This is a genomic window from Delftia sp. WSY_7, assembly GCF_043104845.1.
In the GTDB taxonomy this organism is placed as follows: domain Bacteria; phylum Pseudomonadota; class Gammaproteobacteria; order Burkholderiales; family Burkholderiaceae_C; genus Comamonas; species Comamonas tsuruhatensis.
Window position 1 is genome coordinate 30,188 of the sequence record NZ_JBICLB010000055.1, and the last position, 24,526, is coordinate 54,713.

Genomic DNA, 24,526 nt, shown 5'->3' on the forward strand with positions numbered 1-24,526 from the left:
ACAAAAAGTGTATACAGATCATGGGAAATTTCTGCTCCCGGTAAACCCTGTTGCGGCAGTCGCGCCAACCCGTTTTGGTGCGCATCGCCTGCCAGGGCGGGAGTGCCATGGTGCATTGCAAGATGGATGCCAGCCGCCAGGCAAGCGCCAAGCAAGCAACAGGCACCGTGCTGGTGCCTGGCGGCCGCTGTGGCGCGGCTCGGGCGTGGTTCGGGCGCGGCTCGGGTGCACGGCATGGGCTGCGGAGGTGCACGCGCCCCGATGCGGTGCCCGGACGCAAAAAAGCCCGGCGGCGCCGGGCTTGGGGGTCAGGCCTTGATGCGGGCCGTCAGGCGGTCAGGCCGTCAGGTCGCACAGCATGCGCGCGATGACCTTGGTGGCGCGGCGCAGGTCCTCCAGCACCAGGCGCTCGTCGGCGCGCTTGGCGTGGGATTCCAGCACGGTGCGCGGGCCGGCGCCGTAGATCACGCCGGGAATGCCGCGCTCCACGTACAGGCGCACGTCGGTGTACAGCGGCGTGCCCACGGCCGGGGGCTTTTCGCCGAAGACGGCTTCGCCATGGGCCTGGATGGCGTCCACCAGGGGCTTGTTGCCCGCCAGCGGCGTCATGGCATTGGCCAGCAGCAGGCGCTTGATGTCCACGCGCACGGCATCCTCGCCCGTGTAGCCGCCGTTGGCGTTGAAGTCGGCAATGGCCTGGGCAATGACGGCGCGGATGCTGGCCTCGACCTCGGCGGGGTTCTCCTCGGGGATCATGCGGCGGTCGATCTTGAGCACGACCTTGCCGGGCACCACGTTGGTGTTGGTGCCGCCTTCGATGCGGCCGATGTTCAGGTAGGGGTGCTTGATGCCCGGCACCTTGGAGGTCACCTGCTGGTACTTGGTGTTCTCGGCGTACAGCGCGTTCATCAGCACCACGGCGGCCTGCAGCGCGTCCACGCCCGTGTGGGGCACGGCGGCGTGCGCCATCTTGCCCTGCACGGTCACTTCCATCTGCAGGCAGCCGTTGTGGGCGGTGACGACTTCGTAGCTGAAGCCGGCCGCGACCATCAGGTCGGGTTGGGTGAGGTTGTTGGCCAGCAGCCAGCCGGGGCCCAGGATGCCGCCGAATTCCTCGTCATAGGTGAAGTGCAGTTCCACCGCGCCCTTGGAGGGCTTGGCCACGGCTTCGAGCGCACGCACGGCGTAGGTGAAGGTGGCGAAGTCGCTCTTGCTCACGGCGGCGGCGCGGCCGTAGAGCTTGCCGTCCTCGATGGCGGCGCCATAGGGGTCCTGGGTCCAGCCCTCGCCGGGCGGCACCACGTCGCCGTGGGCGTTCAGCGCAATGGTCAGGCCGCCGCCGGCGTCACCTGCGCTGCCGTAGGGGCGGCGCACGATCAGGTTGGTGATGGATTCCATGCCGTAGGCCTTGACCTCGGCCTCGGGCACGGTGTGCTTCTCGGCCTCGTAGCCGAAGGTCTTGAGCAGCTCGGCCGTGCGCTCGGCGTGGGGGGCGTTGTTGCCGGGCGGGGTGTCGGTCGGAACCTGGACCAGGGCCTGCAGGAATTGCACCTCTTCATCGAAATGCTGGTCGATCCAGGCGTCCAGGGCGGCGTAGGTGGCTTGCTTGTCTTGGTTCATGTTGGTCATTGCTGCTCTTGGGCCAGTTGGTTCAGTACGTGGGAGAAGGCATCGACGGACAGTTGCATGTCGTCGGCGGTGGAGCTTTCCAGCGGGTTGTGGCTGATGCCGGCGTTCAGGCCGCGTACGAACAGCATGGCCTGGGGCATGATTTCATGCAGCTTCATGGCGTCGTGGCCGGCGCCGCTGGGCATGCGGTACAGGGGCACGCCCAGGGCGTCCACGGCGGCTTCCCAGCGCTGCTGCCATTCGGGGGCGCTGGGGGCGGCGGCGGCCTTCATGGCCAGCTCGGTGCTGTAGCGCAGGCCACGGCGCTGGGCGATGGCCTCGATCTCGGCCAGGATGTCGGCCACCATGGCGTCGCGCTGCTCGTTGGTGGGCGCGCGCAGGTCCAGGCTGAACTGGCAGCGGCCGGGAACCACGTTGACCGAGCCGCTGGGCACATTGAGCTGGCCCATGGTGGCCACCGAGGTGCCGTCGCGCGCGGCGCGCTTTTCGATGTACAGCGCCAGCTCGGCCACGCCGCAGGCGGCATCGCGGCGGCGGTCCATGGGCGTGGTGCCGGCGTGGCTGGCCATGCCGATCATCTCGCAGATGTAGCGCGCGCTGCCGTTGATGGAGGTGACGATGCCCAGCGGGATGTCCAGCTCGTTGAGCACCGGGCCCTGTTCGATGTGCACCTCGATGAAGCCCAGGTAGCGGGCCGGATCGCGCTGCAGCTTCGGAATGTCGTCAATGCACAGGCCGGCATGCTGCATGGCCTCGCGCAGGGTGATGCCGTCGGCGTCCTTTTGCTCCAGCCATTCCTGCCTGAAGTCGCCGATCAATGCGCCCGAGCCCAGGAAGGTGGCCTTGTAGCGCTGGCCTTCCTCTTCCGCAAAACCCACGACCTCGATGTGGAACGGCAGGCGCCTGCCCTGGCGGTGCAGCTCGCGCACGCAGGCCATGGGAACGAAGATGCCCAGGCGGCCGTCGTACTTGCCGCCGTTGCGCACGGTGTCGTAGTGGCTGCCGGTCAGCAGGGTCTTGGCGTCCTCGGTGGCCGCCTTGTAGCGGCCCACGACGTTGCCCACGGCGTCGATCTCGACCTCGTCGAAGCCGCAGTCGCGCATCCAGTGGCTGATGCGCTGGGCGCAGGCGCGGTGGGCGTCGGTGAGGTAGGTGACGGTGAGCTGGCCCTTTTCGGCATAGCCGGGGTCGCTGTGCTGGGCCAGCTTTTCCTGCCAGTCCCAGACATCGTTGCCCAGCTCGGGCGTGTAGCCGAACTTGTCGTTCAGGCGGATCTCGGCAATGCGGTGGATGTTGCGCAGCGCCTCGCCCAGCTCGAAGTCGGGGTGGTTGTGCAGGCGGCGCTCGAAGGTCTCGATGATCTCGGCCTTGGCCAGGCCCGCGCCGCGCGGACCGCGCACGGCCAGGATGAAGGGAAAGCCGAAGCGCTTGCCGTACTCGGCGTTGAGCTTGCGGATGTGCTCCAGCTCCTCGGGCGTGCAGCGGGTCAGGCCGGCCTTGTTCTGCTCGTTGGTGGATTCGGCCGTGAGCGTGTTGGTCTCCATGGCCTTGCCGGCCAGCTCCGGGTGGGCGCGGATCAGGTCGAGCTTGGCCTGCACCGGCGCCTTGTCCAGCACCTGGGCCATGGCGTACTTGATCTGTGCCAGCGAGCGGAAGGGGCGCTGGGCCAGCGCGGCCTCGGCAATCCAGGGCGAGTGTTCGTACAGGCCGTCGAGCAGACCTGTGGCGGTGGCCAGGTCGGCGGCATTGAGTTGTTCCAGCGTCAGAGCCATGCTGCGTTATTCCTTGTCGGGATGGTGGTGCGCCCAGTGGCGCGCGAGGTCGATGCGGCGGCAGACCCAGACCTTGTCGTGCCGCTGGATGTGGTCCAGAAAGCGCTGCAGTGCCGTGATGCGGCCGGGGCGGCCCAGCAGGCGGCAGTGCATGCCAATGCTCATCATCTTGGGGGAGTCATCGCCGGCCGGATCGCCCTCGGCGTAGAGGGCGTCGAACGTGTCCTTCAGGTATTGGAAGAACGGGTCGGCGTGCGAGTAGCCCTGGGGCAGGGCGAAGCGCATGTCGTTGCAGTCCAGCGTGTAGGGCACGATGAGCTGGCTGCGGGTGCTGCCGTCGCTCTTGCCGACCTTCATCCAGAAGGGCAGGTCGTCGCCGTAGTAGTCGCTGTCATAGGCGAAGCGGCCGTCGTCGGCCACCAGGCGGTGGGTGTTGGGGCTGTCGCGGCCCGTGTACCAGCCCAGGCCGTGGTCGCCATCGTGACCATACAGCTCGCCGAAGATCTCCATGCACTGGCGCATGTGCTCGCGCTCGACCTCGGCGGGAATGTTCTGGTAGTGGATCCACTTGAGGCCGTGGCAGGCCACTTCATGGCCCAGCTCGTGGAAGGCCTGGGCCAGCTCGCGGTGCTTTTGCAGGGCCGTGGCCACACCGAACACGGTCAGCGGCAGGCCGCGCTTCTCGAACTCGCGCAGGATGCGCCAGACACCGGCGCGCGAGCCGTACTCGTAGATGCCTTCCATGCTCATGTGGCGTTCGGGGTAGGCGGCCGGATTGAACATTTCGGACAGGAACTGCTCGCTGGCGGCATCGCCATGCAGCACGCAGTTCTCGCCGCCCTCTTCGTAGTTGAGGACGAACTGCACGGCCACGCGGGCCTGGCCGGGCCAGCGGGCGTGCGGGGGCGTGCGACCGTAGCCGATCAGGTCGCGGGGATAGGGGGCAGTGGCGTCGTAGGTCATGCGGATACGGAGGAAAGGGCCATCGAAAGATCGCTGGTCGGCATGTCGCGGTCGAAGGTCAGGCCGGCTTCCACGTGGTCCAGGTGCTGCTGCATGAGCTGCACGGCGTGGTCGGCGTCGCCGCCGGCCAGGGCAGTGACGATTTCGGCATGCTCGTCATGGGAATGCTCGGCGGCCGTGCTGGACTGGTACATCAGCGTGATCAGCGCGCAGCGCGAGATCAGCTCGCCCAGCAGCTGGGCCAGCACCTCGTTGCCCATGAGTTCGGCCATGCGCACGTGGAAGTCGCCCAGCAGCTCGGTGCGCTGGCCGACGTCGTTGCCGTCCATGGCCTTTTTCTCGGCCGCCACGTGCTGCCGCAGCGCGCGGATCTTGGCCGGCGTGCTCTGGGCGATGAAGGCGCGCACCATCTCGGCCTCGAGCATGCGGCGCACGGCGAAGACCTGGCGCGCCTCGTCCACCGAGGGCGTGGCCACGAAGGCCCCGCGCGCGGGTTCGAGCCGGATCAGGCGGTTTTGCGACAGCTGGAACAGCGCCTGGCGCACCAGGGTGCGCGAGACGCCGAAATGGTCTGCCAATTTCTGCTCGGCCAGCTTGGTGCCGGGCAGAAGACGGTGTTCGACGATGGCCCGGGTCAGGCTCTCGACAATGAAACTGGTGGTGGAAGTCTCCATCCGGCCATCATAGCGGCTGGCCACAAGAGTTGTATACAGTTTCTGTCTACTGCTTATTGGCGTTTCCCCGCATACGGCATCCCTTTTCAGAAACCGGGCGCGGCCGTATCGAAGTGCCGCGCCAGGTGCTCGACAAAGCGCTGCACGCGCTGGGTTGCCGCATGCCGCTGCGGATAGACCACATGGATGTCGGCCGGTGCCGTGGCATGGTCGGCCAGCACCTGCACCAGGCGGCCGCTGCGCAGGTAGCGGGCGATATCCCATTCGGCCCGCATGACGATGCCCAGGCCGGCCAGGGCCCAGCCCACGGCGATCTCGCCATCGTTGGTGCTCAGGCTGTCGCGCAGGCGGATGGCTTCGGTCTTGCGGCCGGGGCCGTTGTGGGTGAAGCGCCAGACGCCGTGGGCGTCGTCGCCCTGGCGGATGTCGATGCAGTCATGCTGCATCAGCTCGCGCGGGGTGGCCGGCGTGCCGCGCCGCGCCAGGTAGGCGGCAGACGCGCACAGCAGCCGCCGGTTGGGCGCCAGGCGCCGCGCGATGACGCGCGCGTCCGGCGGCTCGCCAAAGCGTATGCACAGGTCGAAGCTGTCATCGACCAGGGGCGGCGGCGAGGCCGACAGCTGCAGCTGCACCTGGATCTGCGGGTGCCTGCGCACGAAGCTGGCGATCAGCGGCGCGATATGGCTGCGCCCGAATCCCAGCGTCGCATTGATGCGCAGCAGGCCCTGCGGCTGCCCGGGCATGCCGGCCACGGCCTGCTCCATGGCGGCAATGTCGTCCAGGATGCGCCGCGCATGGGCCAGGTAGGTCTGGCCCTCATCGGTCAGGCCCAGGCGCCGCGTCGTGCGGCTGACCAGTTGCACGCCCAGCCGCGTCTCCATCTGGGACAGGCGCTTGCTGGCCGCCGGCGTGGTGATGCCCAGCTCGCGGGCCGTGGCCGACAGGCTGGCGCTGCGGGCCAGCAGGCAGAAGAAAGCCATCTCCGATGGCGCCGAGACGGGTGTGCTCATTGTTGAATCAAAGTGAACGATGCCATCACTCTAGAGGCGCGCGCGGCGTTGTTCCATCGATAGATTCACGGACAAGGCCATGGATCCGCATGGCGCTTCATCCACCGCAATCCAAGGAGCCTTCATGACAAAGACATACCGCATCGCCTGCATTCCCGGCGATGGCATCGGCAAGGAAGTGGTGCCCGCAGGGCAGGAGGTGCTGCAGGCGCTGGCCGAAACCCAGCCCGGCCTGGGCTTTGCCTTCACCAGTTTCGGCTGGGGCGGCGACTGGTACCGCGCGCACGGCGAGATGATGCCGGCCGACGGGCTGGACGCGCTGCGCGGCCAGGACGCCATCCTGTTCGGCTCGGCCGGCGACCCGCACATTCCCGACCATGTCACGCTGTGGGGCCTGCGCCTGAAGATCTGCCAGGGGTTCGACCAGTACGCCAATGTGCGGCCCACGCGCATCCTGCCCGGCATCGATGCGCCGCTCAAGCGCTGCGCACGCGAGGACCTGGACTGGGTCATCGTGCGCGAGAACTCCGAAGGAGAATACGCGGGCGTGGGCGGCCGCGCCCACCAGGGCCATCCCATCGAGGTGGCCACCGACGTGAGCATGATGACCCGCGCGGGCGTGGAGCGCATCATGCGCTTTGCCTTCCGCCTGGCGCAGTCGCGGCCGCGCAAGCTGCTGACGGTGATCACCAAGTCCAACGCCCAGCGCCACGCCATGGTGATGTGGGACGAGATCGCGGTGCAGGTGGCCGCCGAGTTTCCCGACGTGCGCTGGGACAAGGAACTGGTGGACGCGGCCACGGCGCGCATGGTCAACCGCCCCGCCTCGCTGGACACCCTGGTTGCCACCAACCTGCATGCCGACATCCTCAGCGACCTGGCGGCCGCGCTGGCCGGCAGCCTGGGCATTGCGCCCACGGGCAACATCGATCCGGAGCGCCGCTACCCCAGCATGTTCGAGCCCATCCACGGATCGGCCTTCGACATCATGGGCCAGGGCCTGGCCAACCCCGTGGGCACCTTCTGGAGCTGCGTGATGCTGCTGGAGCACCTGGGCGAGCACCGTGCCGCGCAGCGGCTGATGCAGGCCGTGGAGCAGGTGACGGCCGATGCCTCGCTGCACACGCGTGACCTGGGCGGCAAGGCCACCACGCGGCAGGTCACCGACGCGGTCTGCGCACGGCTGCGCGCGCAGACCGCCGAGGCCCAGGCCGAGCCCGTGCCAGCCTGAGCGCGCGCTGCATGGTCCGATGACAAACAACAGAACAGACAGGAGACAAGCCATGAACCGCATCACCAGGGTTGCCGCAGCGTGCGCGCTGGCCGCCGCCGCCATTCCAGCCGCCATGTCTTCGGCCTGGGCCCAGGCCTGGCCGGCGCGCCCCGTCAACCTCATCGTGCCGTTTCCCGCAGGCGGCACCACCGATGTGCTGGCGCGCGCGCTGGGCCAGGAGCTGTCCAAGAGTCTGGGCCAGCCCGTGGTCGTGGAAAACCGCCCCGGCGCGGGCGCCACCCTGGGCGCCGACCATGTGGCCAAGGCGAAACCTGACGGCTACACCCTGCTCATGGGAGCCGTGCACCACACCATTGCCACCAGCGTCTACCGCAGGCTGGGCTATGACTTCCAGAAGGACCTGGCGCCCATCACCGTGGTGGCCGTGGTCCCCAATGTGCTGGTGGTCCATCCGCAGGTGCCCGCCAAAACCGTGCAGGAGCTGCTGGCCCAGGCCCGGGCCCAGCCCGGCAAGCTGGCCTATGGCTCCAACGGCGCGGGCACGGGCCAGCACCTGATCGGCGCGCAGTTCGAGTCCATGGGCGGCGTGCAGCTGCTGCACGTGCCCTACAAGGGCAGCGGGCCGCTGACCACGGATCTGCTGGGCGGGCAGATCGCCATGTCCTTCGATACCGTCACGCCTGTGCTGCCCCACATCAAGGCCGGCAAGCTGCGCGCGCTGGCCGTGACCACGGCCCGGCGCTCGGTGGCCCTGCCCGATGTGCCCACGCTGGACGAGGCCGGCCTCAAGGGCTTCGACATGGGCACCTGGTTCGGCGTGCTGGCACCGGCCGCCACGCCCAGGGAGGTACTGGCGCGGCTGGGCGCGGACATGAACCGCATCATCGAGTCCCCGCAATTCCGCAGGAAGATGGAGGAGATAGGCGCCGAGCCCATCGGCGGATCGCCGGAGCAGATGGCGCGCCAGATCCGCGACGACACCGACCGCTTCGCCAGGCTGGTCAAGGACGCCAAGGTGGCCCTGGATTGAGTTGAGTTGGCGCGAGGAACGAGGCCGGGCGAATCAGTTGTGACTTGACCGCATGCCACCGCCGGCGCAGGAAATTCCATAATGCCCGGCGGAGACAACACACCATGACCAGCACCACGGACCTGCACCTCACCGATCCCCAAGCCTTTCTGCTCGACCTCTACCGCGCTGCGGTCAAGGATGCGCAGCCCCTGTACAGCATGGCCCAATGCCTGCCAAAGCCTCCCAAGGGCCGCACCGTTGTGCTGGGCGCGGGCAAGGCCGGCGGCTCCATGGCCCAGGCGCTGGAGGCGCTGTGGCCAGCGGACGCGCCGCTGTCCGGCCTTGTGGTCACACGCTACGGCCACATCCCGCCGCGCCCCGAAGGGCTGGCGCAGCGCATCGAGGTGGTCGAGGCCGCCCACCCCGTGCCCGATGCGGCAGGCCTGGCCGCCGCCGAACGCATCCTCGCGCTGACCGAAGGGCTGACCGAGGACGACCTCGTGCTGTGCCTGATCTCGGGCGGCGGCTCGGCCCTGTTGACCCTGCCGGCCGAAGGCATCGACCTGGAGGAAAAGCAGCGCATCAACCGCGCCCTGCTGGAAAGCGGCGCCGCCATCGGCGAGATGAACTGCGTGCGCAAGCACCTGTCGTGCATCAAGGGCGGGCGCCTTGGCGCGGCCTGCGCGCCCGCGCGCGTGGTCACGCTGACCATCAGCGACGTGCCGGGCGACGACCCCTCCATCATCGCCAGCGGCCCCACCGTGCCCGATGCCAGCAGCTGCGCCGACGCGCTGGCCATCCTCGCGCGCTACCGCATCGACGTGCCTGAATCCGTGCGCCGCGCGCTGGAGGCGGGCGAGCTGGAAACCCCCAAGCCCGGCGACGCGCGCTTCGACGGCCACGAGGTCCACATGATCGCCACGCCCCAGCACTCGCTGGAGGCGGCCGCACGCGTGGCCGAGGCCGCAGGCCTGCGCGCCCATGTGCTGTCCGACGAGATCGAGGGCGAATCGCGCGAAGTCGCCAAGGTCCACGCCGCCCTGGCGCGCGCCGTGTCCCGCCACGGCCAGCCGTTTGCAAAGCCCTGCGTGATCCTGTCCGGCGGCGAGACTACGGTCACCATCCGGCAGCGCCCGGCCGGCACGCCCAAGGGGCGCGGCGGCCGCGCGGGCGAGTTCTGCATGGGCCTGGCCCAGGCCCTGCAGGGGCAGGACAAGGTCTGGGCGCTGGCGGCCGATACCGATGGCATCGATGGCGTGGAAGACAACGCGGGAGCGCGCGTGTCGCCGGATACGCTGGCGCGGGCCCAGGCCCAGGGCATGCGGATTGCCGAGTACCTGGACCGCAATGATGCGTATGGGTTCTTTGATGCGCTGGGGGATCTGGTGGTGACGGGGCCCACGCATACCAACGTGAATGACTTCCGGGCGATTCTGGTTCTTTAGGTTTTTGTCCCTGCCGGGTGGTTGTTTTTCGAGGCCGGGACGTGCGCCCGGCCACTTGTTTCAGGCTCGCTTGCTTCAGGCGCTCACGCCCCGCGCGGCAGCGTCTCCCACCATTCGGCATCGAACCGCCCCTGCAGGAAGGCGATGAAGGACTGCACCTTCTGCGGCACCAGGCGTGGCGAGGGGTAGACGGCGTGGATTTCCTGCTCGGGCAGGCGGCAGGTCTTGAGGACTTCGACCACGCGGCCGGCCTGCAGCGAGTCGTGGGCCACGTAGCGGGGCAGGGCGGCGATGCCCATGTGCGAGCGTGAGGCCGCCAGCAGGGCCGAGAGGTTGTTGGAGCGCAGGCGGCCGGTGACGGGCACGGACACGGGCTCGCCGCTGGCGTTGCGCAGGCGCCAGAGGTCGTTGCCCTGCACGCTGCTGTAGATCAGCGTGGCGTGTTCCTTGAGGTCGGAGGGGCGGCGCGGCGTGCCGCGCTTGCGCAGGTAGGCGGGCGAGGCCACCAGTACCCAGGGGTTCACGCCCAGGGTGCGTGCGCCCAGGCTGGAGTCGGCCAGCTTGCCCAGGCGCAGGGCCACGTCGATGCCGTTGGCCACCAGGTCGGTGTAGCGGTCCTCGAAGCTCAGGTCGATCTGCACCTGGGGGTTGTGCGTCATGAACTCCAGCGCCAGCGGGATCAGCACGCGCCGGCCGAAGGCCACCGAGCTGCCGATGCGTAGCTGGCCCTGCACCTGGGTCTGTCGCACCTGCACCACCTTGTCCGCCTCGGCCACGTCGTTGACGATGGTCTTGCATTTCTCGTAGTACAGCGCGCCCGCTTCGGTCAGGCTCACGCCACGCGTGTTGCGGTTGAGCAGGCGCACCTTCAGGCGCGTCTCCATGGCCGCGACCTGCTTGGTCACCGTGGGCTGGGTGGTGGCGAACTCGTGCGCGACCTTGGTGAAGCTGCCGGTCTCCACCACGCGCACGAACATGTGCATGGCATCGAGTCTGTCCATGGTGCTGTCTCCTTTTTCATTGATAGTTATTCCTGCACGGAATAAATTTTATGGTCTGTGCAGGCGTTCCGCCAACAGGCCCGTCTGCCTAGAGTTGTCTCCAGTTTGAAGGAGACCTCCATGGCGAAAATGAAAGCAATCGAAGCCGCAGTCCGCGTGCTGGAAAAAGAAGGCGTCACCGTCGCATTCGGCGTTCCCGGTGCCGCCATCAACCCGCTGTACGCAGCGCTCAAGGACCATGGCGGCATAGGCCATATCCTGGCGCGCCACGTCGAAGGCGCAAGCCACATGGCCGAGGGCTACACCCGCGCCGTGGCCGGCAACATCGGCGTGTGCATCGGCACCAGCGGCCCGGCCGGCACGGACATGATCACGGGCCTGTACTCGGCCAGCGCGGATTCGATTCCGATCCTGTGCATCACGGGCCAGGCGCCGCGCTCGCGTCTGCACAAGGAAGATTTCCAGGCCGTGGACATTGCCTCCATCGCCAAGACCGTGACCAAGTGGGCCACCACGGTGCTGGAGCCGGCCCAGGTGCCGCGCGCCTTCCAGCAGGCCTTCCACCTGATGCGCTCGGGCCGCCCCGGCCCCGTGCTGATCGACCTGCCCATCGACGTGCAGCTGGCCGAGATCGAGTTCGACATCGATACCTACGAGCCCCTGCCTGTCTACAAGCCTGCCGCCACGCGCAAGCAGGTGGAAAAGGCCATCGCCATGCTCAACGAGTCCGAGCGTCCGCTGCTGGTCTCGGGCGGCGGCGTGATCAATGCCGATGCGTCCGAGCTGCTGGTGGAGTTTGCCGAGCTGCTGGACGTGCCCGTGATTCCCACGCTGATGGGCTGGGGCACCATCCCTGACGACCACCGCCTGATGGCCGGCATGTGCGGCCTGCAGACCAGCCACCGCTACGGCAATGCCACCATGCTGGCCTCCGACTTCGTGCTGGGCATCGGCAACCGCTGGGCCAACCGCCACACGGGCTCGGTCGAGGTCTACACCAAGGGCCGCAAGTTCGTGCACGTGGACATCGAGCCCACGCAGATCGGCCGCGTGTTCGCGCCCGACTACGGCATCGTCTCGGATGCCGGCGCGGCGCTGCAGCTTTTCGTGGAGGTGGCGCGCGAGTGGAAGGCGGCTGGCCGCCTGAAGGACCGCAGCGGCTGGGTGGCCGAATGCCAGGCCCGCAAGAACAATGTGGAGTACCTGCGCAAGACCAATTTCGACAACGTGCCCATGAAGCCGCAGCGTGTCTACCAGTGCATGAACCGCAGCCTGGACAAGGACACCTGCTACGTCTCCACCATCGGCCTGTCGCAGATTGCCGGCGCGCAGTTCCTGCATGTCTACAAGCCGCGCAACTGGATCAACTGCGGCCAGGCCGGCCCGCTGGGCTGGACCGTTCCGGCCGCCCTGGGCGTGCGCGTGGCCGACCCGGCCCGCAAGATCGTGGCGCTGTCGGGCGACTATGACTTCCAGTTCATGATCGAGGAGCTGGCCGTGGGCGCGCAGTTCAAGCTGCCCTACATCCATGTGCTGGTCAACAACAGCTACCTGGGCCTGATCCGCCAGGCGCAGCGCGCCTTCTCCATCGACTACTGCGTGCAACTGGCCTTCGACAACATCAATGTCGACGACAAGGAAGAGTCCAAGGGCTATGGCGTGGACCACGTCAAGGTGGTCGAGGGCCTGGGCTGCAAGGCCATCCGCGTGCACCGTCCCGAGGACTTCGCGCCCGCCATGCAGCAGGCCGAGGCCTGGATGGCCGAGCACCGCACGCCGGTCGTCGTCGAGGTCATCCTGGAGCGCGTGACCAACATCTCCATGGGCGCCGAGATCGACAACGTGATCGAGTTCGAGGATCTGGCCGCAGCGCCTGCCGACGTGCCCAGCGCCCTGGCCCTGTTGGACTGAAGCAAGGCACCCCCTGAGCGGCTGCGCCGCTTCCCCCTCTCTTCGGAGGGGGACGATGCCATCGCTGCGGGGCGGCCCTTGCCTGGCATCCCCGGCTGGTGCTGCGCCAATGCCTGCATTGCGGGCGGTGCAGGCAATCGGGGGTTCCGATTTCCATTGCCCCTTGGGCATTTTTACCGGCGGGCGCCTTGCGTGCCCTGCCGCTCCCAACCCACCAAACGACTACCGGAGACTTCTGACATGCCCCGTTTTGCTGCCAACCTCAGCATGCTGTTCACCGAGGTGCCCTTCCTCGACCGCTTCGAGCGCGCGGCGCGCGCCGGCTTCGAGGCCGTGGAATTCCTGTTTCCCTACGCCCACACGGTCCAGGAGATCAAGGAGCGCGTCGACGCCCACGGCCTGCAGATCGTGCTGCACAACCTGCCGGCCGGCGACTGGGATGCGGGCGAGCGCGGCATTGCCTGCCTCCCCGACCGTGTGGACGAGTTCCGCGCCGGCGTGGCCAAGGCCGTGACCTATGGCCATGCGCTGGGCGTGCCCCAGCTCAACTGCCTGGCCGGCAAGGCGCCTGCCGGTGCCGATGCCGCGCTGCTGCGCCGCACCTTCGTGGACAACCTGCGCTTTGCCGCATCGGCGCTGAGCGCGGCCAATCTGCGCCTGCTGATCGAGCCCATCAACCCCTTCGACATTCCCGGCTTCTACCTGAACCGCACGGACGAGGCCCTGTCCATCCTCGACGAGGTGGGCGCGCCCAATGCCTTCGTGCAGTACGACATCTACCACGCGCAGCGCACCGAGGGCGAACTGGCGGCCACGCTGCAAAAGCATCTGGCGCGCATTGGCCACGTGCAGCTGGCCGACAACCCGGGCCGCAACGAGCCGGGCACGGGCGAGATCAACTACCCCTTCCTCTTCGCGCACCTGGACCGCATCGGCTACCAGGGCTGGGTGGGCTGCGAGTACAAGCCTGCGCGCGATACCGAATCGGGCCTGGGCTGGCTGGACGCCCACACCAGCGTGCGCACGGCAGTCGCCGCCTGAGCGCCGCCAAAGTTTTCTCAGCTTTTCAAAAACGACAAGGAGTACACAGCATGAATGCATCCTCTCTCAAGCTCGGTTTCGTGGGCCTGGGCATCATGGGCGCGCCCATGGCAGGCCACCTTCTGGCGGCTGGCCACCAGCTCTTCGTGAACACCCTGGGCAAGATCCCGGCGCAGATCGCCGAGAGCAGCGCCACCCAGTGCACCACGGCGCGCGGCGTGGCCGAGCGGGCCGACATCATCTTCCTGATGCTGCCCGACACGCCCGATGTCGAGAAGGTGCTGTTCGGCGAGGACGGCGTGGCCGCCGGCCTCAAGGGCAGCAGCGGCAAGGTGGTGGTGGACATGAGCTCCATCTCGCCCGTGGCCACCAAGGACTTCGCTCGCCGCATCGAGGCCATCGGCGCCCAGTACCTGGATGCGCCGGTCTCCGGCGGCGAGGTGGGCGCCAAGAACGCCACCCTGTCCATCATGGTCGGCGGCCCCGAGGACGTGTTCGCGCGCGTCAAGCCGCTGTTCGAGCGCATGGGCAAGAACATCACCCTGGTGGGCGGCAATGGCGACGGCCAGACCGCCAAGGTGGCCAACCAGATCATCGTGGCGCTGAACATCGAGGCGGTGGCAGAGGCCCTGCTGTTCGCATCGCGCGCCGGCGCCGACCCGGCCCGCGTGCGCGAGGCGCTGCTGGGCGGCTTTGCCTCGTCCAAGATCCTGGAGGTGCATGCCGAGCGCATGATCAAGCGCACGTTCGATCCGGGCTTCCGCATCTCGCTGCACCAGAAGGACCTGAACCTGGCCCTGAGCAGCGCGCGCCAGCTCGGCGTGTCCCTGCCCAACACCGCCCAGGCCCAGGAGCTGTTCAACAGCTGCGTGGCCCACGGCGGCGCGAACTGGGACCACTCGGGCATGGTGCGTGCGCTGGAGATCCAGGCCAACTTCGAGGTCGGCCAGAAGGTCACGGCCTGATGCCGCGCAACTGACAACGCGATTGGTGGGAGGGCGGCCTTGCGCCGCCCTGTTGTGAAAAGCCGCGCTCGGCAACGGGCGCGGCTTTTTCTTGCTTCAATAGCCCAGTGTCTGCCCGTCGGGGTTGCGCGGGTCGGAGGCGCCGTAGAGCATGCCGTCGCGCAGCTGGATGGTCTGCGTGCGGCCCATGGATGCCTTCACGGCAACGTTGTGGCCGCGCGACTTGAGCAGGGCCACGGTGTCGGGGCTGATGCCCTTTTCCACGCGCAGCTCGTCGGGCGTCCACTGGTGGTGAAAGCGCGGCGTGGCGGCAGCCTCGGCCGGGTTCATGCCGAAGTCGATGGTATTGACCACGGTCTGCAGCACGGTGGTGATGATGCGCGCGCCGCCGGGGCTGCCGGTGACCAGCACGGGCTTGCCGTCCTTGAGCACCATGGTGGGCGTCATGGACGACAGCGGGCGTTTGCCTGCGGCCACCGCATTGGCATCGCCGCCGACCAGGCCGTAGGCGTTGGCCACGCCGGGCTTGGCAGAGAAGTCGTCCATCTCGTTGTTGAGCAGGATGCCCGTGCCCTTGGCCACGATGCCGCTGCCGAAGTTGGTGTTCAGCGTATAGGTCACGGCCACGGCGTTGCCCATCCTGTCCACCACGGAGTAGTGCGTGGTCTGGTCGCTCTCATAGGGCTGGGGCTTGCCGGGCTTGATGTCCTTGCCGGCGCGCGCCTGGTAGGGGTCGATGCCGGCGGCCAGCGCCTCGGCGTAGCGCTTGGACGTCAGGCCCTTGAGCGGCACGGTCACGAAGTCCGGGTCGCCCAGGTATTCGGCCCGGTCGGCATAGGCCAGCTTCATGCCTTCGGCCATGTAGTGGATGCTCTGTGCGCTGTTGGCGCCCCACTGGTTCATGGGCCAGCGTTCCATCATGTTGAGGATCTGGATCAGGTGGGCGCCGCCGGAGGACGGAGGCGGCATGGTCACGATCTCGTAGCCGCGATAGGTGCCGCGCACGGGCTCGCGCTCGACCACCTTGTAGTTCTTGAGATCCTGCAGCGACAGGGCGCCCGCATGCGGCGCCATCTCGGCCGCGAGCTTGCGGGCAATGGCGCCTTCGTAGAACACCTTGGAGCCCTGCTGCCCGATCAGGCGCAGCGACTGCGCCAGGTCCTTCTGCACCAGGCGGTCGCCGCGCTTGAGGGGCTCGCCGTTGCGCCAGAAGATGGCCTGGGTGGCGGGCCACTGGCCCATGTTCTTCTTTTCCTGCTCCAGGATCTTGGCCAGGGTCTCGCTGACCGTAAAGCCCTTGTCGGCCAGCTTCACGGATGGCGCAATCACCGTGGACAGCGGCAGAGAGCCCCATTTCTTCAATGCATGCTCCATGCCGGCCACGGTGCCGGGCACGCCCACGGCGTAGTGGGTGTACAGCGACTTGCCGTCGATGACCTTGCCGTCCGCGCCCACGTACATGTCCCGCGTGGCCTTGGAGGGTGCGACCTCGCGGAAGTCCAGCGCAATGTTCTTGCCGCTCTTGGCGTCGTGCACGATCATGAAACCGCCGCCGCCGATGTTGCCGGCATTGGGCAGGGCCACCGCCAGCGCAAAGCCCATGGCCACGGCGGCATCCACCGCATTGCCGCCCGACTTCAGGATCTGCAGGCCGATGCGCGAGGCCAGCTCCTGCTCGCTGGACACCATGCCGTTCCTGGCCACGACGGGATGGAATACATCCATGTCGAAGTCATAGGCCGCACTGGCCGCCTGGGCCGCATTGCTTTGCGTGATGGGCGCTGCCGCCGGTGCAGGTGCTGCGGCCACCGGCGCTGGCGGCGCCGAGGCCGCGGGTGGCTGTGTGCTGCTGCAGGCGGCCAGGCTGGCAATGGCCAGCGCCAGGCTGGTTGCCAGCAAGGGGGAGCGAAATGGCATCGGTATCTCCTTGGCAGATGAAACAGTGGAACCGTTGAAATGAGCGAAAGTCCTTTGCCGCCCGGTATGCGATGGCCGCAGGGCCTGCAGCAGGGGCGGCGGCGGACCACAGTGTAGAAGCATGGCGTTGCAGGCCTGCCCACGGGCCGCTACCGACGCCGAAAGTGCGGGTATCTGCCTAGGCTCAAGCTGCATGGCGCACTTCAAGGGCGTACAAAAACTGTATACACTTTGCGAATGCACGAGGGGGCCGCGAGTGCTGTCGCGCGCCGCGCTTCGTGCATCGACCAACCAATGACAACCGGGCGGGCCAGCTCCCGCCGCACAGGAGATTTCCATGGGCCTGAGCACCCACGTCCTCGACACCATGAATGGCTGCCCCGCAGCCGGCATGGCTGTCGCGCTGTATTCCACCGATGGCGACCAGGCCACGCTGATCAAGAGCCTGGTGCTCAACCACGACGGCCGCACCGATGCGCCGCTGTTCGACAACAACAGCCTCAGGACCGGCACCTACCGGCTGACCTTCGACGTGGCGGCCTACTTCAAGGCCCGTGGCGTGCAACTGCCCGAGCCCAACTTCCTCAACAAGGTGAGCCTGGACTTCGGCGTGGCCCATGCCGACCAGCATTACCATGTGCCCCTGCTGGTCAGCCCCTGGAGCTATTCGACGTACCGGGGCTCCTGAGCCCTGGACTGCAGGCGCAGGCTGTCGGGGGATGGCCTGGAGTGAAACCTGAAATGACGAACGGCCCGCATTGCGGGCCGTTGCTTTTGGGGCTCCAGCAAGCGTGCGGGCTACTTGCCCTTGGAATGCCCCATGGCCACGACCAGGGCCGAGATGAAGAAGAAGGCCTGCAGCTCCAGCGCCCAGCCTCCCGAGCTGTGCAGCTGCATCACCTGGCCCGTGTGCACCAGCGCGAAGGCCACGATCATGTTGACCGCAATCACCAGCGCCGCGGGCACCACCCACAGGCCCACCAGCAGCAGCAGCGGCGCCACCACCTCACCCAGATACACCGCATAGGCCAGCCAGCCCGGCGCGCCCGCGGACTCCACCATGCGCTCGATGCTGCCTATGCCGTAGCGGATCTTGGCCCAGCCATGAAAAAGCAGCAGGACCGCAAGCGTGACGCGCAACAGCACCATGGCTGCCTGGGGATGGTGAAAGTGGCTCCAGAACTTCATGAACTCCCTCGATGTGGATGGGCCCGGTGGGCCGGGTATTGCTGTGGGTGCATTCTGGCATCAGCGGGCTTTCGGTGTCGGCTGTGGCGGCCCGGAACGGGATTTTCAGACATTTCCTGCGGGCCTGTAGTCCTATGGCGCAACTTGTGACATGTCTCATCACAAGTACCGCAAAGCGGCCTAGCATCGTCCCCAGCCTGTCTCCGAAGCGGTTTGCGAGCACTGGTAGGGGTGCCCGGGACCGGGAGGCAAGGTGATCAATCCAATGAACCGATGGGGTCTCCCCAAAACGTCCAATCAAGAAAGGCAGGTTTTCCCATGCGTCAGTTTTCTTTGCGTACCGTCGTGATGGCCACTGCACTGGCGGCCGGCAGCGTGGCCATGGTCGGCTGCACCACCACCAAGCCGGAAACCCAGTCCGCGCCGCGTGCTGATTCCACCACCGTCAATGCGCGCGCCAACGCTGCGCTGGAGCGGCTGTACCAGACGGCGCCGGGCTCCAAGGAAATGGTGGCCCGCTCCAAGGGCGTGCTGATCTTCCCCTCGGTGATCGGCGGCAGTTTCGTCATCGGTGTGGAGCATGGCCGCGGCGTGCTGCGCGTCGGCGGCCAGAACAAGGGCTTCTACAGCACCACGGGCGCCTCGGTGGGCTGGCAGGCAGGCGGCCAGTCCAAGGCTGTGATCTATGTGTTCAACACCCAGGAAGCGCTGGACAAGTTCCTGGCCAGCGACGGCTGGTCCGTGGGCGCGGATGCCACGGTGGCCGCAGGCAAGGTGGGCGCCAATGGCAGCGTGGACACCACGACCGCCCAGGGCCCCGTCACCAGCTACGTGCTGACCAACGCGGGCCTGGAAGCCGGCGTGTCGCTGCAGGGCTCGAAGATCACCAAGGTGGTCGAATGATCCCGGCCCTGAGGGGCCTTTGAACGAAACCGGCCTGCGGGCCGGTTTTCTTTTGTGCGGGCGGATCAGGCGCTGCCTGTTGCGCCGTCTTCACTGGCGGATTGCGGCGCAGCGGGCGCGAGCACGGCCTGCTCTATGCGTTCCAGGCGCTTTTCGATGCGCTCCACGGCTTCGGCGCTCATCTTGATGTCGTAGATGCTCACGGGCTCTTCGCATTCCAGCGAAGGGTCCGTCGAGGCCGACAGGCGGCCCAGCAGGGGGGCCTCGAACGTGGTCTGCAGCCGGGCCACGACTTCGGCGTTCATGGAACGGCCGGTGCGCTTGGCTGCCTCCTCGACGAGGTCCTTGAGTTCCTGCGGCAGGCGCAGCTTGTACTGAGGATCGGTCTGTTTCATCGCCGGCAATCATGGACCGGAAAGGTATTGACTGCAAGGGACCTGATAGGTATTGTTGCTTCGGGACCAGCACGGTCCCGCGCAAGGGATGCCATGAAGACAGTGAAGCAATCGGGCCACAGCCATCAGGACCCCTCACCGCAGCACCAGGAGGTGCTGGCGGTGGATGCGTTGTGCCATATGGGAGCGGCCCTGGGCGTGCTGGAGCTGCATGCCGAACGCGCCGGCTCGGCCATGGTGTTTGCCGCGCGTGATTTGCTGCGTGGCTACCACGCCAGCGCTGACCAGGCGGTGGCCGGCCTGCAGGCCGGCGGCCGCTCGGCAGGCGTGCTGCCGCAGCTGTCGCAGGACCTGGGCTATGCCATCGAGGTCATCGATCGCGTGAACGATGACGCACCGGACGACCTGGTGCTCTATGCCGTGACCTGCCTGCTCAGAAGCGCCCGAAGCTTTGCCGACGGCCAGCCGTGCGCAGCGGCCTGAGGCTCAGAGCTGGCCCTCGGTCAGCGTGTCGAGCTGGAAGCGGCCGGACTTGTCCCAGAGCCAGGTATCGGTATAGGTGATGCGGGCGGCGCCGGCAGGAGCGGGGAAGGGAGCTGCGGCGCGCACCAGGCGCTCGATCTCGCTCACCACCTCGGGGGCATGGCCGGGCGCGCGCATCCAGTGCAGGCGCTGGACCTGGCCGTTGCGGTCGATCTGGACCTGGAGCACGCCGATCGCGTAGAGCATGGGCGGCAACTGGCCCTTGTAGATGCGATCGGCATTGCGCGCGTACAGATGGTTGGCGGCCACCTTGCGGTACTGCAGCTGTGCGCTGGAGCTGACGTCGTCGGGGCGCGGGCCGGGGCCGGGCGGGGACTTGCAGGCCGTGACCAGGGAGGCAATGGCGGCCATCAGGCCGGCCCACAGCCAGGGGCGGCCGGAACGTGGCTTTTGCACGGAACTGTGCTGCGTGGAATCAGGGGAATCGGGCATGATTGCGAGCGTATCCTGAAACACTGCGGCACCGGCAGTCGGAGCGCAAAACTCAAGTGCCGCAGCGGACAATCCCGCAACAAATTCCAACGAAGCCCGCAGGCGCCACGACGGGCTGTCAGGTGCGCCCATGTGGAGTGACACGTTCAACAAAGTCGAGCAGGGCCTTGCGCAGGGGCCGCTGTGCTGGGTCGAAGTGATGGACTCGCGAGGCTCCGTGCCGCGCGAGCGCGGCGCCTGGATGGCGGTGTTCGCCGACCGCGTGGCCGGCACCATCGGCGGCGGGCACCTGGAGTTCGATGCCATCGACAGGGCTCGCAGCCTGCTGCGCGGCTGGGCAACGCCTGGCGAGCAGGGTAGCCAGGGCGGCCAGGTCGCCACCGAGCACCAGCACCGCTATCCGCTGGGCCCCAGCCTGGGCCAGTGCTGCGGCGGCGTGGTGATGCTGAGGTTCGTGCTGGTGCCCCAGGGCCGCATGGACATGCTGCGCGAGCGGCTGCAGCCGCCGCGCGACTGCGTGGCCCTGTTCGGCGCAGGCCACGTCGGCCATGCGCTGGTGCGCCTGCTGTGCAATCTTCCCTACCGCGTGATGTGGGTGGACAGCCGCGATTCGGTCTTCCCCGAGGAGGAGCACGAGCTCGTGCAGTGCGAGTATTCAGACCCCGTGCAATCGGCCGTGGCCGATCTGCCAGCAGGCTCCCAGGTGCTGATCATGAGCTTCAGTCATGCCGAGGACCTGGAGGTGGTCGCCCAATGCCTGGGCCGCCAGCGCCAGCACGGCGATCTGCCCTATGTGGGCCTGATCGGCAGCGCCACCAAATGGGCCACCTTCCGGCGCAGGCTGCGCGAGCGCGGCTTCAGCGATGCCGAGCTGGACCATGTGACCTGCCCCATCGGCGTGCCCGGCATCAAGGGCAAGGAGCCCGAGGTGATCGCGGTGGCCGTGGCGGCGCAGCTTCTGCAGCGGCGCAGCGCGGTGTCCGCGCGGAATCAGGGAAATCTCTAGTGAATTGATGCTGCGCAAGCCGATGGGCTGGCGAAAAATTGCATACACTTTGTGTCTACGAAATGGTCGCAGCGGTGCACCGGCGGTATATCTACCGGGTGCGCGGCCTTTTTCTTCTGCTCAGAGCGCCCGCAGTGGTGAGCAGGTTGAACACCGGCGGCCCCCACGCTGCCAAGGTTGAGAGCTATGGAAAGCTACATTCTCGACTGGGCCAACCTGCTGTTGCGGTGGCTCCACGTCATTACGGCCATCGCCTGGGTCGGTTCCTCCTTCTATTTCGTCTTCCTCGACAGCAGCCTGACGCCGCCCGTCGATGACGATCTCAAGAAGCAGGGCGTCAGCGGCGAACTCTGGGCCGTGCACGGCGGTGGGTTCTACCACCCCGTCAAGTTCAATGTCTCCCCGCCCAAGCTGCCGGACCACCTGCACTGGTTCTACTGGGAAAGCTACACCACCTGGCTCAGCGGCTTTGCGCTGCTGACGGTGTCGTACCTGTGGAACGCCAAGATCTACCTCGTCAATCCGGCCGATCCCAATGCCATGGGCTCGGCTGCGGCCATTGCCTCGGCCCTGGCCTTCCTGGTCGTGTTCTGGCTGCTGTACGACGGCATCTGCCGCGTCTTCGGCCAGAAGAAGAACGGCGACGCCACGGTGGGCGCCATGGTGCTGGTGCTGGTGTGCATCGCGGCCTTCCTGGCCTGCCATATCTTCCCGGGCCAGGCCGCCTTCCTGCTGATGGGCGCCATGCTGGCGACCTCGATGAGCGCCAACGTGTTCTTCTGGATCATCCCCGGCCAGCGCACGGTGGTGAAGGCCCTGAAGGAAGGCCAGCCCGTGGATCCCATCCACGGCAAGCGCGGCAAGCAGCGCAGCGTGCACAACACGTACTTCACGCTGCCGGTGCTGTTCGCCATGCTGTCCAACCACTACGGCTGGCTGTACAGCCATGAGCTGAACTGGCTGGTGCTGATCCTGATGATGTTCGCAGGCGCCGCCATCCGCCAGTTCTTCGTGATGCGCCACGGCTTCAAGCTGGGCCGCAATGCCCATCCCTGGCCCTACGCCCTGGTTGGCGTGCTGGTGCTGATCGGCACGACCGTCTGGCTCAAGCCCGCGCCGGCTCCCGCCGCAGCGCCTGCGCCGGCTCCCGCCGCCGTGCAGTCGCCTGCCGCAACGACCGAGCCCGCAGCAGCGGCTCCCGGTGGTGACACGGCAGCGCCGGCTGCGCCTGCAGCCCCTGCGTCCCCGGCTGCCGCCGCTCCTGCCGACGGCGCCGTCGGCTATGCCCAGCTCGCGCCCTTCTTGCAGCAGCATTGCGTGGTCTGCCACGGTGCCGCCCTGCAGCAAAAGAATGTGCGCCTGGACTCGCCCGAGCAGGTCAAGGCCCATGCCCAGCAGATCTACCAGCAGGTGGTGCAGCTGCGCAAGATGCCCTTCGGCAATCCGGGCGCCCTGAGCGATGACGAGCGCGGCATGGTCAAGCGCTGGTACGAATCGGGTGCATCGGTGAACTGATCATCCTGCCGCGCCCATGCGCTGCCAACCACCCGCCCGCAGTCTCGCAAGAGCCTGCGGGCTTCTTGTTTCAGGCAGGCCAGGCCGCTGCGGTACCGTGCAGGGCCGGATGCCGCGCTTCATCGTGCGGCGTGTGCAGCGCGATGGCGCCGCGCCCCGGCAGGCTTTGCGCCTTGGCCTGCTGCTTGGCCAGGGCCGCGAGGTTGGCGATGTCCTCGGGTGCCAGCAGGCTGCCCGGCGCGACGCGCACCACGCCGATGGACAGCGTGGTGCAGGCAAAGAATCGCCGGATGCCGTGGCGGTCCTCGGCCCAGATGCCGCCGGCCTCGCGCGCCTGGTCGTCGAACAGCTGGCGTGCCTCGCCAGCGAAGGCGCCGACGATGTCCTCGCAGCGCCGCTGCCAGTCCTCGCTTTGCAGCAGCAGCATGAAGTCGTCCCCGCCCACATGGCCCACGAAGTCGCGCCGCGCATCGCAGTGCGCCACGGCCAGCCGCGCCACCAGGCGGATCATCTGGTCGCCGCGCCAGTAGCCGTAGTGGTCGTTGAAGGGCTTGAAGTGGTTGAGGTCGGCATAGCAGGCCACGAAGCCGGCGCCGCTGTCCAGCAGGCGCTGCATGTGCAGGCTGATGGGGATGTTGCCGGGCAGGAAGGTCAGCGGGTTGGCGTGGCGCGCGGCCTCGATGCGGGCCTCGGTCACGCGGCGCACCAGCTGCTCGCCCGTGCCCAGGCCCACATAGCGGCCGTTGTCGGTGACGATGAAGCCGTCGCTCAGGTAGCGCTGGTCCTGCGAGGTCAGGATGCCGACGAGCTGGTCCACATCGCAGTCCAGCTCCACGATGCGCGGCTGCACGTTGGCAAAGGCCAGGCAGGGCTTGCGTCCGTGGACTTCACGGAAGTACAGCGTGGCGTAGTGGTTCATGAACTGCTGGCGGTTGATGAGGGCCAGCGGCCGGCCGGCCTCCACGACGGCAATGGCGTGCAGCTGCTGCCCGGCCTGGAACAGCTCGGCCACCTCGTCGTTGCTGGCCGCCGGTGCCACGCAGGGCGCCTGCATCACCATCAGGTTGCGCAGCACGCCCGGGCGGGCGCTGTGGCCCTGGTGGGGCAGCACGGCCACGCGCGGGTCCTGCGCCACGCTCAGCGCCTGCGGGCTGATCTGCGGCTGGGCGGCTTCGGCGGGCCGGCCCAGCAGCCATCCCTGGCCGTACGCAATGCCCAGGTCGCGCAGGGTGCGCAGCTCGTCCTCGGTCTCTATGCCTTCGGCGATCAGCGTGGTTCCGAAGACCTCGGCAATGCCCTTGATGGCCTGCAGCAGCTGCAGCGTGGCCGGGCGCTGCTCGATCTGGTGGATGAAGTACTTGTCGATCTTGACGAAGTCCGGCTTGGCCTCGGACCACAGGCGCAGGCTGGAGCGGCCATCGCCAAAGTCGTCGAGCGCCAGGCGCGCGCCCGTGGCGTGCACGGCCTTGACGGCGGCGCAGACGGCGGGCATGTCGGTCACATGGTCGTGCTCGGTGATCTCCACCACCAGGGACCGCGCCTGCACGCCGAAGCCGCGCACCGTGTCCCCGACCATGCCGGGGCCGCAGACGCCCACGGCCTGCACCAGCGCCTGGGCGCTGAGGTTGACGAACAGCCGGCCCGGCGCGCCCTGCCGGCCCCAGTCCTGCAGCGCCACGCAGACCGCCAGCAGCTCGAATTCCCGAAGAATGCCCTCGGCCGCAGCGCCCTTGAGCAAGGCGTCGGGCGTGTGCAACGGCATGCCCCGGGGGCCGCGGATCAGCGCCTCATGCGCATAGATGCTGCCGCTGCGCAAGTCGGCCAGCGGCTGGAAGACACAGTACAGGCCGCCCGCGCGCATGAGCTGTGCCACGGGGCCTGCACCGGACCGCACTGCGGCCGACAGCACGGCCGCCGCAGCGGGCAGGCTGGCGAGCATCTGGGGATCGATCATGGGCTCAACTTTTCAG

The 24,526-nt window shown here is 67.7% G+C and carries 22 protein-coding genes; 11 read left to right on the plus strand and 11 right to left on the minus strand.

Going from position 1 to position 24,526, the window contains the following annotated elements; all coding sequences use genetic code 11:
* Window positions 1-336: 336 nt before the first annotated feature.
* The 5 genes from ACF8ME_RS26875 to ACF8ME_RS26895 form a co-directional block, all read right to left on the minus strand.
* Window positions 337-1,629 carry a M20/M25/M40 family metallo-hydrolase gene (locus tag ACF8ME_RS26875; protein WP_313283507.1) on the minus strand — a complete coding sequence of 431 codons (1,293 nt, stop codon included), beginning with the start codon at window positions 1,627-1,629 and terminating at the stop codon, window positions 337-339.
* Window positions 1,626-3,401 carry a 2-oxo-4-hydroxy-4-carboxy-5-ureidoimidazoline decarboxylase gene (gene uraD / locus ACF8ME_RS26880; RefSeq protein WP_043790720.1) on the minus strand — a complete coding sequence of 592 codons (1,776 nt, stop codon included), beginning with the start codon at window positions 3,399-3,401 and terminating at the stop codon, window positions 1,626-1,628. Before uraD ends, ACF8ME_RS26875 begins: the two co-directional genes overlap by 4 nt.
* 6 nt (window positions 3,402-3,407) lie before the next feature.
* Entirely contained in the window at window positions 3,408-4,364 is a 957-nt protein-coding gene (puuE, locus tag ACF8ME_RS26885; RefSeq protein ID WP_392419023.1) for an allantoinase PuuE, read from the minus strand.
* Window positions 4,361-5,038 carry a GntR family transcriptional regulator gene (locus tag ACF8ME_RS26890; RefSeq protein ID WP_012204034.1) on the minus strand — a complete coding sequence of 226 codons (678 nt, stop codon included), beginning with the start codon at window positions 5,036-5,038 and terminating at the stop codon, window positions 4,361-4,363. Before ACF8ME_RS26890 ends, puuE begins: the two co-directional genes overlap by 4 nt.
* Window positions 5,039-5,124: 86 nt before the next feature.
* Entirely contained in the window at window positions 5,125-6,048 is a 924-nt protein-coding gene (locus ACF8ME_RS26895) for a LysR family transcriptional regulator (RefSeq protein ID WP_126312412.1), read from the minus strand.
* A 124-nt stretch (window positions 6,049-6,172) separates the two neighbouring features.
* On the opposite strand from ACF8ME_RS26895, the gene ACF8ME_RS26900 reads away from it, so the two are divergent.
* From ACF8ME_RS26900 to ACF8ME_RS26910, 3 genes are all read left to right on the plus strand, one after another.
* Window positions 6,173-7,279: a tartrate dehydrogenase gene (locus tag ACF8ME_RS26900; protein ID WP_016449786.1), complete on the plus strand. Its 1,107-nt coding sequence runs from the start codon at window positions 6,173-6,175 to the stop codon at window positions 7,277-7,279.
* Between the two features lie 52 nt (window positions 7,280-7,331).
* Window positions 7,332-8,312: a tripartite tricarboxylate transporter substrate binding protein gene (locus ACF8ME_RS26905; RefSeq protein WP_016452626.1), complete on the plus strand. Its 981-nt coding sequence runs from the start codon at window positions 7,332-7,334 to the stop codon at window positions 8,310-8,312.
* 104 nt (window positions 8,313-8,416) lie between these two features.
* Complete coding sequence (locus ACF8ME_RS26910) at window positions 8,417-9,739, plus strand: glycerate kinase (protein WP_392419025.1); 1,323 nt, start codon at window positions 8,417-8,419, stop codon at window positions 9,737-9,739.
* 83 nt (window positions 9,740-9,822) lie between these two features.
* Here the strand turns inward: ACF8ME_RS26910 and ACF8ME_RS26915 are convergent, their stop codons facing one another.
* Complete coding sequence (locus ACF8ME_RS26915) at window positions 9,823-10,740, minus strand: LysR family transcriptional regulator (protein WP_016449783.1); 918 nt, start codon at window positions 10,738-10,740, stop codon at window positions 9,823-9,825.
* A gap of 120 nt (window positions 10,741-10,860) precedes the next feature.
* Here ACF8ME_RS26915 and gcl point away from each other — a divergent pair, with 120 nt between their 5' ends.
* The 3 genes from gcl to glxR all read left to right on the plus strand — a co-directional run bounded on the left by gcl (window position 10,861) and on the right by glxR (window position 14,657).
* Window positions 10,861-12,651, plus strand: a complete 1,791-nt coding sequence (gcl, locus tag ACF8ME_RS26920) for a glyoxylate carboligase (protein ID WP_016449782.1) — start codon at window positions 10,861-10,863, stop codon at window positions 12,649-12,651.
* Between the two features lie 240 nt (window positions 12,652-12,891).
* Window positions 12,892-13,692 carry a hydroxypyruvate isomerase gene (gene hyi, locus ACF8ME_RS26925; RefSeq protein WP_392419026.1) on the plus strand — a complete coding sequence of 267 codons (801 nt, stop codon included), beginning with the start codon at window positions 12,892-12,894 and terminating at the stop codon, window positions 13,690-13,692.
* Between the two features lie 50 nt (window positions 13,693-13,742).
* Entirely contained in the window at window positions 13,743-14,657 is a 915-nt protein-coding gene (gene glxR, locus ACF8ME_RS26930; RefSeq protein WP_126312416.1) for a 2-hydroxy-3-oxopropionate reductase, read from the plus strand.
* 96 nt (window positions 14,658-14,753) lie between these two features.
* On the opposite strand, the gene ggt is transcribed toward glxR, so the two are convergent.
* Window positions 14,754-16,574, minus strand: coding sequence for a gamma-glutamyltransferase (gene ggt / locus ACF8ME_RS26935; RefSeq protein ID WP_016449779.1), 1,821 nt, complete (start codon window positions 16,572-16,574; stop codon window positions 14,754-14,756).
* 337 nt (window positions 16,575-16,911) lie between these two features.
* Here ggt and uraH point away from each other — a divergent pair, with 337 nt between their 5' ends.
* Window positions 16,912-17,262: a hydroxyisourate hydrolase gene (gene uraH, locus ACF8ME_RS26940; protein WP_012204044.1), complete on the plus strand. Its 351-nt coding sequence runs from the start codon at window positions 16,912-16,914 to the stop codon at window positions 17,260-17,262.
* 110 nt (window positions 17,263-17,372) lie between these two features.
* Here the strand turns inward: uraH and ACF8ME_RS26945 are convergent, their stop codons facing one another.
* Window positions 17,373-17,762: a DoxX family protein gene (locus ACF8ME_RS26945; RefSeq protein WP_016449777.1), complete on the minus strand. Its 390-nt coding sequence runs from the start codon at window positions 17,760-17,762 to the stop codon at window positions 17,373-17,375.
* Window positions 17,763-18,080: 318 nt separating this feature from the next.
* Here ACF8ME_RS26945 and ACF8ME_RS26950 point away from each other — a divergent pair, with 318 nt between their 5' ends.
* Window positions 18,081-18,665: a YSC84-related protein gene (locus tag ACF8ME_RS26950; protein WP_016449776.1), complete on the plus strand. Its 585-nt coding sequence runs from the start codon at window positions 18,081-18,083 to the stop codon at window positions 18,663-18,665.
* A gap of 65 nt (window positions 18,666-18,730) precedes the next feature.
* Here ACF8ME_RS26950 and ACF8ME_RS26955 read toward each other — a convergent pair whose 3' ends face one another.
* On the minus strand, window positions 18,731-19,060 hold the full coding sequence (locus tag ACF8ME_RS26955; RefSeq protein ID WP_047217817.1) for an Arc family DNA-binding protein: 330 nt from the start codon (window positions 19,058-19,060) through the stop codon (window positions 18,731-18,733).
* Window positions 19,061-19,153: 93 nt separating this feature from the next.
* Here ACF8ME_RS26955 and ACF8ME_RS26960 point away from each other — a divergent pair, with 93 nt between their 5' ends.
* Window positions 19,154-19,543 (plus strand): hypothetical protein, encoded by a 390-nt coding sequence (locus tag ACF8ME_RS26960; protein ID WP_392419027.1) that lies wholly within the window; start codon window positions 19,154-19,156, stop codon window positions 19,541-19,543.
* Window positions 19,544-19,546: 3 nt separating this feature from the next.
* Here the strand turns inward: ACF8ME_RS26960 and ACF8ME_RS26965 are convergent, their stop codons facing one another.
* On the minus strand, window positions 19,547-20,035 hold the full coding sequence (locus ACF8ME_RS26965; RefSeq protein ID WP_016449773.1) for a hypothetical protein: 489 nt from the start codon (window positions 20,033-20,035) through the stop codon (window positions 19,547-19,549).
* Window positions 20,036-20,165: 130 nt separating this feature from the next.
* Between ACF8ME_RS26965 and xdhC the strand changes: the two genes are divergently transcribed.
* Together xdhC and ACF8ME_RS26975 are read left to right on the plus strand one after the other, a co-directional pair.
* Window positions 20,166-21,041 (plus strand): xanthine dehydrogenase accessory protein XdhC, encoded by an 876-nt coding sequence (xdhC, locus tag ACF8ME_RS26970; protein WP_016449772.1) that lies wholly within the window; start codon window positions 20,166-20,168, stop codon window positions 21,039-21,041.
* Between the two features lie 186 nt (window positions 21,042-21,227).
* A complete protein-coding gene (locus ACF8ME_RS26975; RefSeq protein WP_392419029.1) occupies window positions 21,228-22,556 on the plus strand; it encodes a urate hydroxylase PuuD in 1,329 nt (442 codons plus the stop codon).
* 70 nt (window positions 22,557-22,626) lie between these two features.
* Here ACF8ME_RS26975 and ACF8ME_RS26980 read toward each other — a convergent pair whose 3' ends face one another.
* Window positions 22,627-24,510, minus strand: coding sequence for a phosphodiesterase (locus ACF8ME_RS26980; RefSeq protein ID WP_250438794.1), 1,884 nt, complete (start codon window positions 24,508-24,510; stop codon window positions 22,627-22,629).
* Window positions 24,511-24,526 lie beyond the last annotated feature (16 nt).

What these genes read in the sequence shown, in the direction of transcription:
- ACF8ME_RS26875 (WP_313283507.1), bottom strand. Translation starts at nt 1,629, where the DNA reads ATGACCAACATGAACCAAGACAAGCAAGCCACCTACGCCGCCCTGGAC.
- uraD (WP_043790720.1), bottom strand. Translation starts at nt 3,401, where the DNA reads ATGGCTCTGACGCTGGAACAACTCAATGCCGCCGACCTGGCCACCGCC.
- puuE (WP_392419023.1), bottom strand. Translation starts at nt 4,364, where the DNA reads ATGACCTACGACGCCACTGCCCCCTATCCCCGCGACCTGATCGGCTAC.
- ACF8ME_RS26890 (WP_012204034.1), bottom strand. Translation starts at nt 5,038, where the DNA reads ATGGAGACTTCCACCACCAGTTTCATTGTCGAGAGCCTGACCCGGGCC.
- ACF8ME_RS26895 (WP_126312412.1), bottom strand. Translation starts at nt 6,048, where the DNA reads ATGAGCACACCCGTCTCGGCGCCATCGGAGATGGCTTTCTTCTGCCTG.
- ACF8ME_RS26900 (WP_016449786.1), top strand. Translation starts at nt 6,173, where the DNA reads ATGACAAAGACATACCGCATCGCCTGCATTCCCGGCGATGGCATCGGC.
- ACF8ME_RS26905 (WP_016452626.1), top strand. Translation starts at nt 7,332, where the DNA reads ATGAACCGCATCACCAGGGTTGCCGCAGCGTGCGCGCTGGCCGCCGCC.
- ACF8ME_RS26910 (WP_392419025.1), top strand. Translation starts at nt 8,417, where the DNA reads ATGACCAGCACCACGGACCTGCACCTCACCGATCCCCAAGCCTTTCTG.
- ACF8ME_RS26915 (WP_016449783.1), bottom strand. Translation starts at nt 10,740, where the DNA reads ATGGACAGACTCGATGCCATGCACATGTTCGTGCGCGTGGTGGAGACC.
- gcl (WP_016449782.1), top strand. Translation starts at nt 10,861, where the DNA reads ATGGCGAAAATGAAAGCAATCGAAGCCGCAGTCCGCGTGCTGGAAAAA.
- hyi (WP_392419026.1), top strand. Translation starts at nt 12,892, where the DNA reads ATGCCCCGTTTTGCTGCCAACCTCAGCATGCTGTTCACCGAGGTGCCC.
- glxR (WP_126312416.1), top strand. Translation starts at nt 13,743, where the DNA reads ATGAATGCATCCTCTCTCAAGCTCGGTTTCGTGGGCCTGGGCATCATG.
- ggt (WP_016449779.1), bottom strand. Translation starts at nt 16,574, where the DNA reads ATGCCATTTCGCTCCCCCTTGCTGGCAACCAGCCTGGCGCTGGCCATT.
- uraH (WP_012204044.1), top strand. Translation starts at nt 16,912, where the DNA reads ATGGGCCTGAGCACCCACGTCCTCGACACCATGAATGGCTGCCCCGCA.
- ACF8ME_RS26945 (WP_016449777.1), bottom strand. Translation starts at nt 17,762, where the DNA reads ATGAAGTTCTGGAGCCACTTTCACCATCCCCAGGCAGCCATGGTGCTG.
- ACF8ME_RS26950 (WP_016449776.1), top strand. Translation starts at nt 18,081, where the DNA reads ATGCGTCAGTTTTCTTTGCGTACCGTCGTGATGGCCACTGCACTGGCG.
- ACF8ME_RS26955 (WP_047217817.1), bottom strand. Translation starts at nt 19,060, where the DNA reads ATGAAACAGACCGATCCTCAGTACAAGCTGCGCCTGCCGCAGGAACTC.
- ACF8ME_RS26960 (WP_392419027.1), top strand. Translation starts at nt 19,154, where the DNA reads ATGAAGACAGTGAAGCAATCGGGCCACAGCCATCAGGACCCCTCACCG.
- ACF8ME_RS26965 (WP_016449773.1), bottom strand. Translation starts at nt 20,035, where the DNA reads ATGCCCGATTCCCCTGATTCCACGCAGCACAGTTCCGTGCAAAAGCCA.
- xdhC (WP_016449772.1), top strand. Translation starts at nt 20,166, where the DNA reads ATGTGGAGTGACACGTTCAACAAAGTCGAGCAGGGCCTTGCGCAGGGG.
- ACF8ME_RS26975 (WP_392419029.1), top strand. Translation starts at nt 21,228, where the DNA reads ATGGAAAGCTACATTCTCGACTGGGCCAACCTGCTGTTGCGGTGGCTC.
- ACF8ME_RS26980 (WP_250438794.1), bottom strand. Translation starts at nt 24,510, where the DNA reads ATGATCGATCCCCAGATGCTCGCCAGCCTGCCCGCTGCGGCGGCCGTG.